The organism is Cryobacterium sinapicolor (genome assembly GCF_004403465.1).
In the GTDB taxonomy this organism is placed as follows: domain Bacteria; phylum Actinomycetota; class Actinomycetes; order Actinomycetales; family Microbacteriaceae; genus Cryobacterium; species Cryobacterium sinapicolor.
In genome coordinates, this window is sequence record NZ_SOGQ01000015.1 from 84,534 (window position 1) to 98,732 (window position 14,199).

At 66.3% G+C, this 14,199-nt stretch carries 15 protein-coding genes and 1 tRNA gene; 9 read left to right on the forward strand and 7 right to left on the reverse strand.

Annotated elements, in window-relative coordinates; all coding sequences use genetic code 11:
- Nucleotides 1-30 precede the first annotated feature (30 nt).
- On the reverse strand, nucleotides 31-273 hold the full coding sequence (locus E3T28_RS03595) for an acyl carrier protein (RefSeq protein WP_134428013.1): 243 nt from the start codon (nucleotides 271-273) through the stop codon (nucleotides 31-33).
- 108 nt (nucleotides 274-381) lie between these two features.
- Between E3T28_RS03595 and E3T28_RS03600 the strand changes: the two genes are divergently transcribed.
- Nucleotides 382-924, forward strand: a complete 543-nt coding sequence (locus tag E3T28_RS03600) for a hypothetical protein (RefSeq protein WP_134428015.1) — start codon at nucleotides 382-384, stop codon at nucleotides 922-924.
- Here E3T28_RS03600 and E3T28_RS03605 read toward each other — a convergent pair.
- The 3 genes from E3T28_RS03605 to alsS are packed head-to-tail and all read right to left on the reverse strand — an operon-like array spanning nucleotide 921 to nucleotide 3,765.
- Nucleotides 921-1,274 carry a zinc ribbon domain-containing protein YjdM gene (locus tag E3T28_RS03605; RefSeq protein WP_134428017.1) on the reverse strand — a complete coding sequence of 118 codons (354 nt, stop codon included), beginning with the start codon at nucleotides 1,272-1,274 and terminating at the stop codon, nucleotides 921-923. The two genes, E3T28_RS03600 and E3T28_RS03605, sit on opposite strands and share 4 nt — an antisense overlap.
- A 20-nt stretch (nucleotides 1,275-1,294) precedes the next feature.
- Nucleotides 1,295-2,026, reverse strand: coding sequence for an acetolactate decarboxylase (budA, locus tag E3T28_RS03610; protein ID WP_134428019.1), 732 nt, complete (start codon nucleotides 2,024-2,026; stop codon nucleotides 1,295-1,297).
- Complete coding sequence (alsS, locus tag E3T28_RS03615; RefSeq protein ID WP_134428021.1) at nucleotides 2,023-3,765, reverse strand: acetolactate synthase AlsS; 1,743 nt, start codon at nucleotides 3,763-3,765, stop codon at nucleotides 2,023-2,025. The genes budA and alsS overlap by 4 nt, the downstream gene beginning before the upstream one ends.
- A 118-nt stretch (nucleotides 3,766-3,883) precedes the next feature.
- On the opposite strand from alsS, the gene E3T28_RS03620 reads away from it, so the two are divergent.
- The gene (locus E3T28_RS03620; protein ID WP_241979143.1) at nucleotides 3,884-4,831 is read left to right on the forward strand and encodes a LysR family transcriptional regulator; all 948 of its coding nucleotides are present in this window, start codon (nucleotides 3,884-3,886) and stop codon (nucleotides 4,829-4,831) included.
- On the opposite strand, the gene E3T28_RS03625 is transcribed toward E3T28_RS03620, so the two are convergent.
- On the reverse strand, nucleotides 4,828-5,592 hold the full coding sequence (locus tag E3T28_RS03625; protein WP_134428023.1) for a hypothetical protein: 765 nt from the start codon (nucleotides 5,590-5,592) through the stop codon (nucleotides 4,828-4,830). The genes E3T28_RS03620 and E3T28_RS03625 overlap by 4 nt on opposite strands.
- A gap of 61 nt (nucleotides 5,593-5,653) precedes the next feature.
- A tRNA-Gly gene (locus tag E3T28_RS03630) sits at nucleotides 5,654-5,724 on the reverse strand.
- A 70-nt stretch (nucleotides 5,725-5,794) separates the two neighbouring features.
- Between E3T28_RS03630 and dcd the strand changes: the two genes are divergently transcribed.
- Both dcd and E3T28_RS03640 read left to right on the forward strand, forming a co-directional pair.
- The gene (gene dcd, locus E3T28_RS03635) at nucleotides 5,795-6,391 is read left to right on the forward strand and encodes a dCTP deaminase (protein WP_134428025.1); all 597 of its coding nucleotides are present in this window, start codon (nucleotides 5,795-5,797) and stop codon (nucleotides 6,389-6,391) included.
- A gap of 218 nt (nucleotides 6,392-6,609) precedes the next feature.
- Nucleotides 6,610-7,131 carry a hypothetical protein gene (locus E3T28_RS03640; protein WP_134428027.1) on the forward strand — a complete coding sequence of 174 codons (522 nt, stop codon included), beginning with the start codon at nucleotides 6,610-6,612 and terminating at the stop codon, nucleotides 7,129-7,131.
- Here E3T28_RS03640 and E3T28_RS03645 read toward each other — a convergent pair.
- A complete protein-coding gene (locus E3T28_RS03645) occupies nucleotides 7,128-8,456 on the reverse strand; it encodes an MFS transporter (RefSeq protein WP_134428029.1) in 1,329 nt (442 codons plus the stop codon). The genes E3T28_RS03640 and E3T28_RS03645 overlap by 4 nt on opposite strands.
- A 186-nt stretch (nucleotides 8,457-8,642) precedes the next feature.
- Here E3T28_RS03645 and dnaK point away from each other — a divergent pair, with 186 nt between their 5' ends.
- Genes dnaK through E3T28_RS03670 form a run of 5 tightly spaced genes read left to right on the forward strand, consistent with a single transcriptional unit; the run spans nucleotide 8,643 to nucleotide 13,725 of the window.
- Entirely contained in the window at nucleotides 8,643-10,511 is a 1,869-nt protein-coding gene (gene dnaK, locus E3T28_RS03650; protein WP_134428031.1) for a molecular chaperone DnaK, read from the forward strand.
- Nucleotides 10,511-11,125 carry a nucleotide exchange factor GrpE gene (locus E3T28_RS03655; protein ID WP_134428033.1) on the forward strand — a complete coding sequence of 205 codons (615 nt, stop codon included), beginning with the start codon at nucleotides 10,511-10,513 and terminating at the stop codon, nucleotides 11,123-11,125. Before dnaK ends, E3T28_RS03655 begins: the two co-directional genes overlap by 1 nt.
- Complete coding sequence (locus E3T28_RS03660; protein WP_134428035.1) at nucleotides 11,118-12,125, forward strand: DnaJ C-terminal domain-containing protein; 1,008 nt, start codon at nucleotides 11,118-11,120, stop codon at nucleotides 12,123-12,125. The genes E3T28_RS03655 and E3T28_RS03660 overlap by 8 nt, the downstream gene beginning before the upstream one ends.
- Before the next feature lie 2 nt (nucleotides 12,126-12,127).
- On the forward strand, nucleotides 12,128-12,562 hold the full coding sequence (locus tag E3T28_RS03665) for a heat shock protein transcriptional repressor HspR (protein WP_134428037.1): 435 nt from the start codon (nucleotides 12,128-12,130) through the stop codon (nucleotides 12,560-12,562).
- Nucleotides 12,563-12,588: 26 nt separating this feature from the next.
- The gene (locus tag E3T28_RS03670; protein ID WP_134428039.1) at nucleotides 12,589-13,725 is read left to right on the forward strand and encodes a class I SAM-dependent methyltransferase; all 1,137 of its coding nucleotides are present in this window, start codon (nucleotides 12,589-12,591) and stop codon (nucleotides 13,723-13,725) included.
- Nucleotides 13,726-14,199: the final 474 nt, after the last annotated feature.

Here is a 14,199-nt window from a genome sequence, read left to right on the forward strand (position 1 = left end):
TGCAGAAACCGAATAATGCTCGGGAATGAATCAGCCGTGTGCGGCGACGTAGCTGATCAGGTCGTTCACCGTCGTGACAACCGTGTAATCGTGCTTTGAGGTGTCGACGCCCGTCGCCTTGTGGATCGTCTGGATCAGCCGCAGGAAGCCCAACGAGTCGAGTTCCAGATCCTGGCGCAGTCGCGCGCCCTCGTCGAGATCGTCGGTGTCGACATCCGGCGCCACCAGATGGATCGCCGCGTACACAGCTGCCCGCGCCTCCAGTTCGGTCATCGGTCGCGAATCGTCGTGGGGATGGTGGGCCAGCGTGTCGAGGCCTCGGTTCCTGCCGTCATGCAGCCCATGAAACCCCCGCGGGCGCGTGGGGCATAGGGTATCGCCATGGCCTCCTTTGAGCGGATTGTCGACGAGGGCCTGCTCATCGCGCTCTCCGCGGTGCGCATGGCCGTGAAGAACCACATCATCGTGGGTGCGCTGCGCGAGCACCGCGATTTCGCTGGGGCCGATTACACCGCGGCCACCCGCTCCGAGCTGACCCGGCAGGCGACGCACAACGAGGAAGACGCCGAACGTGTCGGCCGGCAGCGAAAAGCCGTGGGCCGGCAGCGGAGCGCGTTCGACATCACCGACGATGACCGGCTGGAGGTGCGCCAATTGGCTCTGCGACGCCGGGTGCACCTGAAGCTCGCCGGTGCACTGCGGGCCGTGGCCCGGGACGACGAGCAGGTCGCCGACCTGCTCGAGCGGGCCCGCACGGATGCCAGTGAGGAGATCGGCGCCGCGCTCGCCAACAGGCTGGTCGAACAGGTCGTCGACAGCCGGGAGCCCGATTACGCCCAGCGACGGGCGGAACGGATGCGGGCCCTGGTGAGCACCGATCTGGCGGCGCTACTGGAGAGCCGTCGGTCCAGGTCGAGGGGCTAGGCCTTCTTCACCACGCTGGACTTGAGCTGCATGGAGCCGAACCCGTCGACCTTGCAGTCGATGTCGTGGTCGCCCACACCATCCACCAGGCGGATGTTGCGTACCTTCGTGCCCACCTTGATGGCCGTGGCGCTGCCCTTGACCTTGAGATCCTTGATGATGGTCACGGTGTCACCGTCGGCGAGCACGGTGCCGAAGGCATCCGTGATGGTGCTGTTCTCGGCCGCCGGGGCCTCGTCGGCCGGTTCGTTGCTCCACTCGTGCGCGCAGATCGGGCAGACCAGGAGCGAACCCATCTCGTAGGCGTATTCGCTGGAGCATTCGGGGCACAGCGGCAGGGCGTCGGTCATTTCCCTATCGTACGTCCGCCTCAGGCGTGCATCTCGGTCTTCTGAATCTGCCACTCGAGGTCGTCCGGGGCCAGGTTGGCGTTCTTGAAGGCATCCGTCAGCGGCAGCTGAAGGCGCAGGTCGGTGCCGAGGCACAGGGCTGCGGTGCCGGAACGCAGCTTGAAGTCGAGCACGTGGCCGCCGGCCGTGCGGTCGTCGGTGACGAAGTGAGTGTGACAGCCGGGAACGCCGATGCCCTGCTCGTAGAGCGGGGTGCGGAAGCCGGCCACGACGCCGGAGACGTTATGCAGTTCGATGATCGCGTCCTCGTCGGTGGCCTCCACCATGGGGCGGTAGGGCTTCTCCTGCTTGACGACCGTGCGCATCTTGATCCACTCGAAGTCGCCGTCGATGCGCAGGGCGTACATGTAGTTCTGCGATGCAGTCATCTTGTCGATGAACGTCGACGCCTCGGTGCGCACGATGTTTTGCGGCAGCGTGCTCTCGATGTGAGGGACGAAGTTCGTGACGACGGCGTAAGGCGTGTACGCGCCCAGGTCGGCCTTCGATACTCCGCCGTCGGCCCGCAGCTGATAGCAGGTGCCGTCGATGATCAGCATTTCGCCGTCGAGTCCGTTGAACGTACCGATGCCGAAGCTGCCGCGGCTGAGCAGGTCGGCTACGGTCATCTCGTCTTCATAGACGCCGTCGAGCAGCGCGCTCATCAGGCTCGTCTGGAAGATTTCGTGTCGGGTGACAGTGGATTTGCTCATTGCAATACATCGCTTTCCAGATCGGCCATCAGGTCATCTCTATTGTTGCGGTAGTCGACGTGCACGTCGATGATGCTTGGGCCCGGCTCGGCCAGGGCTTGCGCAAGGATGCCCGCGAAGTCGTCGAGGTGCGTGACCCGGTGGCCGTGGGCGCCGAATGATTCGGCGTAGGCGACGGCGTCGTAGTCGCCCAGCTGAACGCCGGAGGTGCGCCCGTACTTGCCCATCTGCTGGAAGGCCACCATGTCGTAGGTGCCGTCGTTGAAGATGATGTGCGTGAACGTGGAGCCGAGCCGCACGGCCGTCTCCAGCTCCATTGCGGAGTAGAGGAAACCGCCGTCGCCCGACACGGACACGACCGGGGTGCCCGGACGCACCAGCGTCGCGGCGATCGCCCAGGGCAGCGCCACGCCCAGTGTCTGCTGACCGTTCGAGAACAGCAGGGTGCGCGGGTGGTAGGTGCGGAAGTGCCGGGCCATGTAGATGTAGTGGGAGCCGACGTCGCAGAGCACCGTCGTGTCATCCGGGAGCAGCTCGCGCATCATCAGGGTGAGGTCGGCCGGGTGCACGCCCTCGGACTCGTCCCGGCGACCGGTGGGCTGGTCGGCGTGCGCGAGGCGGGCGCGCTGCTCGGCGACCTCGGTCGCGGCGGCGGCCGGCATGGTCAGACCTTCGATCTGGCGGGCGAGGGCGTCGAGGGTCTCGGCGACGTCGCCGCGCAGTTCGATGGTGGGGCGGTAGTAGTCGTCGAGGTCGGCGGAGAGCTCGTCGAGGTGGATGATCACACGCAGGTGATCCTTGTTCCATTTCGACGGCTCGTACTCGACGAAGTCGTAGCCGACGGTCAGGATCACGTCGGCCTTGTGCAGAAGGATGTCCCCGGGCTGGTTGCGGAACAGGCCCACGCGTCCGAGGTAGTGCTCTTCGAGCTCGTGCGAGATGACTCCCGCGGCCTGGAACGTCTCGACGACGGGCAGCCCGGCCACGCCCAGCAGGCGGTGCAGCGCCTCGACGGCCCGGTCCGAACCGGAACGGGCACCGGCGAGGATGACCGGGAACTTCGCATCCTTCAACAGGGTGGCAGCGCGCTGCACGCTCTCGGTGGGTGCGGCGCCGAGCTGCGGCACCCAGTGCGGATGTTTCATCGACACGGTCGTCGAGTCGGTGAGCACGTCGTAGGGGAGCACGACAGCGGCGGCGCCCTTGGGCTCCTGGGTTGCCTCGCGGAACGCATTCGCGATGGCCTCCGGCACGTTGTCGGCGACACTGACCTCTCCGGCGGACTTGGTCACGGCGGACAGCATGCCCACGGCATCCATGGTCTGGTGCGTGCGCTTCAATCGGTCTGCACGCGGGACCGCGCCGCACAGGGCGACCACCGGGTCACCCTCGGTCGTCGCCGTCAGGAGGCCCGTCGCGAGGTTGGAGGTGCCCGGACCGCTCGTCACCAGGACGACGCCGGGCTCGCCGCTCAGTCGCCCGACGGCTGCGGCCATGAACGCCGCATTCTGTTCGTGGCGCACCACGATCACCTCGGGCCCGTCGTCGACGAGAGCGTCGTAGACGGGGTCGATCTTGGCGCCGGGAACGCCGAAGACCCACTGCACGCCGTAGGCCTTCAGGCACTCGACCACGCGTTGGGCGGAGCGGGTGGATGACACGGGGGTGCCGGCGTCCTGGCGTGCAAGCGTGACCTCGGACGTGTTGTCGTCGCTCTGAACAGATGAAGTGGTGGTCATTCGGATGCCTCCCGGCTCGCCGTGCTGAATCGGCCTCCCCTCAATCCTCGTTGCTCGTTCAATAAGAAACAACGCCGAGTGGCGATGCAAACGATCTGCCAATGAGATGCTTAGGCCCATGGACCTGAGACATCTCGAATTCTTCAGTGCCGTCGCCGGCGAGCTGAGCTTTACCCGCGCCGCGGACCGGCTCACCATCGCCCAATCCGCCGTCTCGGCCGGTATCCGCTCGCTCGAAAGCGAACTGGGTGTCGAACTGTTCGATCGCAGCCGCCGCCAGATCAGGCTCACTACGACTGGCGAAGTGCTGCTGCCGAGGGTGCGCGACGCCCTCGACGCCGTGAACGAGGTGCGCGATGCCGCCCAGGAGACCACCCGCGCCATCACCGGGTCCATCGTGATCGGGCTGATGACCTCGGTCACGCTCGTCAATGTGCCCCGGCTGCTCGGTCTCTTCCGCGCCGGCCACCCGGGCGTCGGCGTGCGGCTGCGCGCGGCCCGGCGGGGGTCGGCCGGGCTGGTGGACGAGCTGGTCTCGGGCGAACTCGACCTGGCCTTCCTCGCGCTCAGCGGGCCGGCGCCGACCGCGCTCCTAGCCGTGCCGATCGCTTCGTCGCCGATGGTGCTGGTGGTGCCGAAGGGTCACCGCCTCGCCCAGGCGCAGGCCGTGGAACTAGGAGACCTGGTGCCGGAGGAGTTCATCGATCTGCCGCCCGGCTACGCCAGCCGCCGGATCGTGGACGATGCCTTCACCGCCGCGGGCCTCGAGCGGCGGGTCATGATCGAGGTCTCCGACATCGGAACGGCCGCCGAATACGTGTCCAATGGACTCGGCGTGGCCCTGCTGCCCGAATTCACGGCCCAGGATGCTCTGGGCGTGCACCGGCTGCCCGTGGCGAACCTGCCCAACTTCACCGTTTACCTGGCGGCATCGCGCAAGCGGCGTGCGTCGGCCGCGGTGCGCGCGTTCGTCGAGCTCGCGCTCGCCGCCGATGAGGCGCAGGGCAGTCCTGCCGCGCACCCAAGTTCACTCCGACCTCGGGAACGCCCGGGCTCACGCTACTAGCGATCGAGCCCCGCCATGCGTTCCAGTGCGGCCCGCATGATCATCTGGGCCGGGTCGCCGATCACGTGATTGTTCAGGTAGAGGCTCTCCGCCCACGACAGGACCTCTGCTTTGGTGAGCCCGACGGCAGCCCAGTCCACGCCCGCCTCCGCGCGCGCTTTCGGCTCCCCGGTCTTCGGGTGCAGCCACACCCGGGCGATCGGGATGTCCGGATCCTCGTGTTCGGGGTTCCACAGGAGCGCGATCGGGTGATCGGGCCCGTCGAGATGCTCGTCGGCGATGTGGCCGGAGCCGAGCCAAGGGAGCATCAGCTGCTCGCCTTCCAGCTCCACGTCGAGGATTTCGAGCGGGACCGGCCCGTAGTCGCGGGAGTACACCGGCAGCCCCACATGATGCCATTCGGCGGCCTCGTCCGCGTCTTCCAGCAGATCCGGGAGGCGCGGGGCGACGTGCAACACGAAGCCGGTCGCCCAGTCGACGAGGGCCTGGGTGTCGGCGGCCGGCCACGGGCTGTCGTCGCTCGAGGAGCCGTCGGCGTGGTGGAAGTGGTACTCGACGCCCTCTTCCAGGATATCCAGGTGGAACTCTCCGTCGTCGAAGCCGAGGAATATGCCGGCGACCTGCTCCTCGTCATCCCAATCGGCGTCGAACTCCGGGTGCCGGAAGCGTGGCGGCAGCGGGGGGATGTCCAGGGGCAACACGCCGAGGTCGAGAACAACCCGCAGCACGGAGTTGGGCATACGCAGTGTCGGGTCGGTCATGGTTCCGACGATACCGGAGGCCGCCGACGCGGCACATCATTCGGCCAGGGAGGTAAGGGAGAGCGGATGACGGGAATCGAACCCGCGCTATCAGCTTGGGAAGCTGAAGTTCTACCATTGAACTACATCCGCATGTCCGTCGAGCGGGCAAGCCCGCACCGGAAGTGCCAGCATATCAAGTCCGCGCCGTTAGGCTGGACCCGTGCTGCTCTCGGATCGCGATATCAAGGCTGAAATCAACGCGGAACGAATTCGTCTGGAGCCGTACCAGGCCGACATGATCCAGCCGTCCAGCATTGACGTGCGACTCGACGGCTTCTTCCGCCTTTTCGACAACCACAAGTACCCCTATATTGATCCGGCTGAAGACCAGCCCGATCTCACCCGGTTGATCGAGACCGCCGCGGGCGAACCGTTCATCCTGCACCCCGGCGAGTTTGTGCTCGGGTCCACCTATGAAAAGGTCACCCTGCCCGACGACGTCGCCGCGCGCCTGGAGGGCAAGAGCTCGCTCGGCCGGCTCGGCCTGCTCACGCACTCGACCGCCGGGTTCATCGACCCCGGCTTCACCGGCCACGTGACGCTCGAGCTGAGCAACGTCGCCACCCTGCCGATCAAGCTGTGGCCCGGCATGAAGATCGGGCAGCTTTGCTTCTTCCGGTTGAGCTCGCCGGCCGAGCGCCCCTACGGCTCGAGCGAATACAGCTCCCGCTACCAGGGCCAGCGCGGGCCGACCGCGTCGAGGTCGTTCCAGAACTTCCACTGCACGGATGTGCGGGGAGCGCCTGAGGTCTCCTAGTCGAGTGCGCCCCGCCGTGAGCGTTGAACGAATACGACGGACATTTTACGCAAAACGGTCCTAAAACCCCGAAGAGAGCGCTTCCAGGCGAGAATCTCCGTCGAATTGGTTCGACGACGGGCTTGACTACCGCGGGCGGGCGGTCTCCACGGGCGCGACCACCGGGCCCGAGTAACCCGGTTCACACGGATGCAACACGCGCCCGGTAAAATCGGGCCATGACCACATCCGTGCCCAGCCTTGCCGAGGCGCTCGTCGCGCCGGGACCGACGCCCGAGTACCCGGGACGGATGCGCCGGTTCGGCCAGCTGGTCGGCGCCTGGGCGGCCACGGGGTCCCGCCTCGACGAGGCGTCCGGCGAATGGACCGGGCGTGAATTCACCTGGATCGTCGACTTCGTACTCGACGGGCGCGCGGTGCAAGACGTCGAGGTCATCCCGAGCGAGTCGCACCCGTCAGGATTCGAGACCGTCGCCACGGCCCTGCGGGTCTACGACCCCTACGCCGGCGTGTGGCGGGTCAGCTACTTCGCCCCCGCATCCGGCGAATACTGCCACCTCGTCGCGACCCCGCACCGCAACGCGATGCGCCAGGACGGCACGGGCACCGACGGGCGTCCGATCCGCTGGAACTTCGCGTCGATCACGCCCGACGCCTACGCCTGGGAGGGCTGGGTCTCCAATGACGAGGGTTCCACCTGGGTGCTGGTGGAGCACAACGAGGCCACCCGCATCCGTTAGCCGATCTGGTCCTGATGCGCCTTCACCGGCAGCAGCAGGAGCAGTCCCACGAGCAGAACCAGCATGAGCCCGAGGATTCCCCAGTAGGTTTCGCCGAAGATCGTCACCATCAGGGCGAACATGGTCGGCGCCAGGAAGCTCACCGCGCGTCCCGTCGTGGCGTAGAGGCCGAAGACCTCGCCCTCCCGGCCGGCCGGGATCAGGCGTGCCAGGAAGGTGCGGCTGGCCGACTGGGCTGGCCCGACGAACAGCGTCAGGGCGAGGCCGGCGGTCCAGAACACGATCGGGCCGCCGTCGTGCAGCAGGAACACGACGCTGCCGAACACGATCAGGCCGATCAGGGCGGTCACGATGATCGGCTTCGCGCCGAGCCGGTCGTCGAGCGCGCCGGAAATGATGGTGGCCACGCCCGCGACGACGTTCGCGGCGATCGCGAAGATGATCACCTCGCCGGGCGAGAATCCGAAGACGGATGCCGCGAGCACACCGCCGAAGGTGAACACCCCGGCCAGGCCGTCACGGAAGATCGCGCTCGCGATCAGGAAGTACACCGTCTGGCGGCTGGTCTTCCAGAGCCGGGCAATGTCCTGCCCGAGCACGATGTAGGAGCGGAGAAAGCTCACCCGGGGCCGGCGCGCCGCGGCGGGGGAACGGTATTCGGGAACCGAGAACAGCACCGGCAAGGCGAACAGTCCGAACCAGGCAGCCGCGATCAGCATCGTGACCCGCACCGCGAGTCCGTTCTCGCCGGTCACCCCGAACAGGCCCACGTCGGGGCTGATGAAGCCGAAGTACACGATGAGCAGCAGCACGATGCCGCCGATATAGCCCATACCCCAGCCGAAACCGCTGACCTTGCCGATGGTGCGCGCGGTCGAGACCTGCGACAGCATCGCGTTGTAGTTGACGCTGGCGAACTCGAAGAAGACGTTTCCGGCGGCCACCAGAACAAGGCCGAGCAGCAAGAAGCCAGGCGACGCCTCGACGAAGAACATCGCCGCGGTGAGACCCACCACGATGAACGTGTTGACCCCCAGCCACAGCTTGCGCCGCCCGGAGGTGTCCGAGCGCTGCCCGGTGATCGGCGCCAGCACGGCCACCAACAAGCCGGCGATGGCGAGAGCCCAGCCGAGCTGGGCGGAAATGACGTCTTCGTCGCCGAAGGAGCTGCCCGTGATGTAAACGGTGAAGACGAAGGTGGTGACCACCGCATTGAACGCGGCGGAGCCCCAGTCCCAGAAGCTCCAGGCCACTACGCGGCGTCTGCTCGACTTGTCTGGCTGCACCTGGGCATCCGTGCTGCCCTGCTCCGCGATCCCGGTCATGCGCTGAGGCTAGTGGATGGGGGTAGCCGAAAACCATCGATCCCGCGAAATCTCAAAGTTGAGTCGTTCACGCTCAACTCTCAGGTGCGTGGCTTGACTCCAATTTGAGACACTGGCACACTTGAGCCAGCAACACTCAACTCTGAGAAATCGAGTTGAGAACATACTTTGAAGGAGAACGCACACATGGCCCGTGCAGTAGGCATCGACCTCGGAACCACCAACTCTGTGGTGGCCGTCCTCGAAGGTGGAGAACCCACCGTCATCGCAAACGCCGAAGGCTTCCGGACCACACCGTCCGTCGTCGCTTTCACCAAGGACGGCGAGGTGCTGGTCGGCGAGACCGCCAAGCGCCAGGCCGTCACCAACGTCGACCGCACCATCGCGTCGGTCAAGCGCCACATGGGCACTGACTGGAACGTCGCCATCGACGACAAGAAGTTCACGCCGCAGGAAGTCTCGGCCCGCATTCTGGCCAAGCTCAAGCGCGACGCCGAGGCGTACCTGGGCGACAAGGTGACGGATGCCGTCATCACCGTTCCCGCGTACTTCAACGACGCCGAGCGCCAGGCCACCAAGGAGGCCGGCGAGATCTCCGGACTCAACGTGCTGCGCATCATCAACGAGCCCACCGCGGCCGCCCTGGCCTACGGCCTCGACCGCGGCAAGGAAGACGAGCTCATCCTGGTCTTCGACCTCGGCGGCGGAACTTTCGACGTCTCCCTCCTCGAGGTAGGCAAGGACGACGACTTCTCCACCATCCAGGTGCGGTCGACCGCCGGTGACAACCGCCTCGGCGGCGACGACTGGGACCAGCGCATCGTCGATCACTTGATCAAGAAGTTCAAGGAAACCACCGGCGTCGACGTCTCCAAGGACAAGATCGCCAAGCAGCGCCTCAAGGAAGCCGCCGAGCAGGCCAAGAAGGAACTCTCGAGCAGCATGTCGACGAGCATCCAGCTGCCGTACCTCTCCCTGACCGAGAACGGCCCGGCCAACCTCGACGAGACGCTCACGCGCGCCCAGTTCGAGAAGATGACCGAAGACCTGCTCGACCGCACGAAGAAGCCGTTCCAGGACGTCATCCGTGAAGCCGGAGTCAAGGTCGAAGACATCGCCCACGTCGTTCTCGTCGGTGGTTCCACCCGCATGCCCGCCGTGTACGAACTCGTCAAGGCTGAGACCGGTGGCAAGGACCCGAACAAGGGCGTCAACCCGGACGAGGTCGTCGCCGTCGGCGCCGCACTGCAGGCCGGCGTGCTGAAGGGCGAGCGCAAGGACGTTTTGCTCATCGACGTCACCCCGCTGAGCCTCGGCATTGAGACCAAGGGCGGCATCATGACCCGCCTCATCGAGCGCAACACGGCCATCCCGACCAAGCGCAGCGAGACCTTCACCACGGCCGACGACAACCAGCCGTCCGTCGCGATCCAGGTCTTCCAGGGCGAGCGCGAGTTCACCCGCGACAACAAGAACCTCGGCACGTTCGAGCTGACCGGCATCGCGCCGGCCCCGCGCGGCATCCCGCAGGTCGAGGTCACCTTCGACCTCGACGCCAATGGCATCGTGCACGTGTCCGCCAAGGACAAGGGCACCGGCAAGGAGCAGTCGATGACCATCACGGGCGGATCCTCGCTCGCGAAGGAAGACATCGAGCGCATGGTGCGCGAAGGTGAAGAGCACGCCGCCGAGGACAAGCGTCGCCGCGAGGCCGCCGAGACCCGCAACACGGCCGAACAGCTCGCATACTCGATCGAGAAGCTGATCAAGGAGAACGACGAGAAGCTGCCCGAGGACGTCAAGTCCGAGGTTCAGGCCGACGTCGACGCCCTCAAGGCGGCTCTCGTCGGCGACGACGACGCAGCCGTGAAGACGGCCTTCGACAAGCTCAACGAGAGCCAGGGCAAGCTCGGCGAGGCCATCTACAAGACCAGCCAGGCGGATGCCGCGGCCGGCGCCCCGTCCGACTCCGAGCCCGCCGCCGACGCAGCCGGCTCCGACGAAGACGTGGTTGACGCCGAGGTCGTCGACGACGAAGACGAGGCCAAGAAGTAATGGCAGACGACACCAAGCGTCCTGAGGACGAGCCGTTTGAAGAGGGGGCATCCGCTGAGGGTGCCCCCGGGGCCGCCGCGGACGCAGAAGCCGTCAGCGGTGAGGACACCGAGGAGGCCTCCGCCGAGGGGATCGAAGAAGACGAGCTGACGGTCCAGGACATTCTGGACGCCGCCGCGCGCGAAGTCGACGAGCCCACGAGCGAGCACCTCGCCGACCTCAAGCGGGTCACCGCGGAGTACGCCAACTACCGTCGGCGCACCGAAGCGAACCGCGAGGTCGAGCGCGAGCGCGTCACGGTGGATGTCGTCAAGGGCCTGATCCCCGTGCTCGATGACCTCGACCGCGCCGAGAAGCACGGCGACCTGGTGGATGACTCGGCGTTCAGCACGATCGCCGCGAAGCTGCGGGCGAGCGTCGAGCGCCTGGGCGTGAGGTCCTTCGGCACGGTCGGCGAGCCGTTCGATCCGACCGTCCACGAGGCGATCTTCCAGCTGCCCACCGCCGGCATCGAATCGGAGACCGTCGGTGACGTGATCGAGACCGGCTACTTCCTCGGCTCATCGCTCCTGCGCGTGGCCAAGGTCGTCGTGCAGGTACCGAGCGATGGCTAGCCAGGACTGGTTCGATAAGGACTTCTACAAGGTCCTGGGTGTGTCGAAGGACGTCACCCCGGCCGAGTTGAAGAAGGCCTATCGCAAACTCGCCCGCAAATTCCACCCGGACTCCAACCCGGGCAACCCTGCGGCCGAGGCGAAGTTCAAGGAAATCAGCGAGGCACACTCGGTGATCGGCGACCCGGTTCAACGTAAGGAATACGACGCCGTGCGCGCGATGGGCGGCGGAGCCCGCTTCACCGCCCCGCGCCCCGGTGGCGGCCAGGCCGGAGGCTTCGACGATGTCTTCGGCGGCATGTTCGGTGGGGGAGCGCGGCAGCAACAGCCCGGCTACTCCTACGAGCAGGGCGGTTTCGACGACCTTCTCGGCGGCATGTTCGGTCGCGGTCAGGGTGGCGGCGGCTTCGGCACGTCGAGCGGCGGATTCCGCGGCTACGGCGGACCGACCCGCGGCCGCGACGTGATCGCGTCCACCACGGTCGACTTCATCACGGCCACACACGGTGACCAGATCACCCTGCAGACGCAAGACGGCCGTGCCATCAAAGTCAAGATCCCGGCCGGGGTGGCTGACGGGCAGAAGATCAAACTGCGCGGCCAGGGGCAGCACAGCCCCGACGGCGGCGAGTCTGGCGACATCGTGCTCACGGTGAACGTACGCAAGCATCCGGTCTTCGAACGTGACGGCCTGAACCTGCGGGTCTCCGTGCCGGTCACGTTCGTCGAGGCCGCGCTCGGCGCCACCATCGAAGTGCCGACGCTGGGTGAAGCTCCGGTCAAACTGCGCATCGCCCCGGGCACTCCGAGCGGACGCGTGCTGCGCGTCAAGGGGCGGGGCGTCGTGACACCCAAGGGCACCGGCGATCTGCTGGCGGAGGTGCAGGTTGCCGTTCCGTCACATCTGTCGAAGGACGCCGAGGAGAAACTCGCGGCCTTCGCGGAAGCGCTGCCGAAGGAGAATCCGCGCGACGAGCTCCTTGCGAAGGCGAGAGACTGACAGTGGATGAGAACACCCGGGTTTTCGTGATCTCGATGGCCGCCGAGCTTGCGGGCATGCACCCGCAAACACTGCGCCAATACGATCGCCTGGGGCTGGTGAGTCCCGACCGCACCCCCGGTCGGTCTCGCCGATACTCGATGCGGGATGTGGCTAAGCTTCGCGAGATTGCGGAACTCGGTGCTGCGGGCGTGAGCCTGGAGGGCATCCGTCGCATCATCGAGCTCGAGGACCACGTGCGCACGCTCGAATCGCGACTGCGCGAATTGGAGTCTGCGCTGGCCGATGAACTGCTCAACCGTCCGGGTCGGCGCGTCTTCGCCGCCGGCTCGGCCGGTGAGGTCATCTCGATGCGGGCCGGAACGCGCACGCGCCGGTCCAACCAGATCGTGATCTGGCGCCCCCTGGGTTCCCGCTCGACCAATGAAGACAAGTAGCCGCACTCGCGGGCTAGCCTGAGGGAATGTCTGATTTTTCCTTTGACCGCCTGAGGCGTTTTCCCGATGTGGAAGCGGACAACCTCTTCGCCGTGGATGCGAGCGACCGGCTGATCCTCGACGAGGCGGCAGGTGTGCTGGCCGGGGCCGGGGCCGGCGAGGTCGTGGTGATCGAGGACCGGTATGGAGCACTCACCCTGGGCGCGGCCGCGCTGGCCGGCGCGCGAGGCATCCGGGTGCACCAGGATGCGCTCTCCGGGGAGATGGCGCTCTCGCTCAACGCGGCTGACGCCGGACTTGCCGAAACCTACCGCTCCCTTGACCTGGGCGAAGAGCTGCTGGCGAACGCGCGGGTGGTACTGATGCAACTGCCGCGCAGCCTGGCGGCACTCGATGAGTACGCGGACGCCATCCGTCGTTTCGCGGCACCGGATGTACTCGTGATCGCCGGTGGGCGGATCAAGCACATGACGCCGGCCATGAACGAGGTGCTGCGCCGGCATTTCGGTGAGCTTCGGGTCTCACCGGCCCGGCAGAAGTCGCGGATTCTCAGGGCCCAGGCGCCGATCTCCACCGAGACGCAGGCTGCGGTATCCACCTGGCCAATTTCGGTGACGTACGCCGATCTCGGGCTGACCGTCTGCGCTCACGGGGCCGCGTTTGCCGGCGCGACCATCGATATCGGGACGCGCTACCTGCTCGAGTTCGTCGATCGTATGACGACGGATGCCCGGAGCGCCATCGACCTCGGCTGCGGTACCGGGGTGCTCGCCGCCGCCCTCGCCCGGAGGCGTCCCGCCCTGCGGGTGATCGCCACGGACCAATCGGCTGCGGCCGTCGCCTCCGCGCAGGGCACCATGGTGGCCAATGCGATCGCGGACCGGGTCACGGTTGTCCGGGATGACGCGCTCCAGAGTCAGGCGGCTGCATCGGCGGATCTGATTGTGCTGAACCCGCCCTTTCACATCGGCTCCTCGGTGCATGCCGGCATCGCGCTGAAGCTCTTCGAGGATGCCGGGCGGGTGTTGCAGCCCAGCGGTGAGCTCTGGACGGTGTGGAACACCCACCTCGGGTATAGGCCGGCATTGACCCGACTGGTTGGGCCCACTCACCAGGTAGGGCGGAATGCCAAGTTCACCGTCACGGTGTCGACCGGCCGCTAAGGCGTGATGGCTACCGTCATGGCTGCCGATCGTCGTCGTGCGGCGGCTCTCCATGGGGGCGCGCAGCCGACACGCCCGGGATGCTGAGGGGAGTTGCGCGCCCTCAGCATTCACCGTAATGTCATCTAAGTCACCCCACAGGTTCGGAAAGCCGCAGAGCTTACCGGCCTCAAGTGGGACGAAGGTTTTAGTTTCTGTTCTTATGTCTACCCGCTGAGGGAGCATTTGAAGAGAAGCCAAGATGGTAACTCTCTCCGACTGGTCCTCCGGTTGAGTGTGTGGATTCCTTTGAATGTGCTTCGGCGTACTCGAAATGTGCTGCTCACCTCGACTTGACAGGAATTGGCCGGGCAGCTAAGTTATATAAGTTGCCTCGAAGCGACAGCCTAATTTGGGCCTGAAGTCGAGTGCGTCCGATCCTTGAGAACTCAACAGCGTGCACAATGTCAAATGCCAAAAACCTCGGCCGTAGGG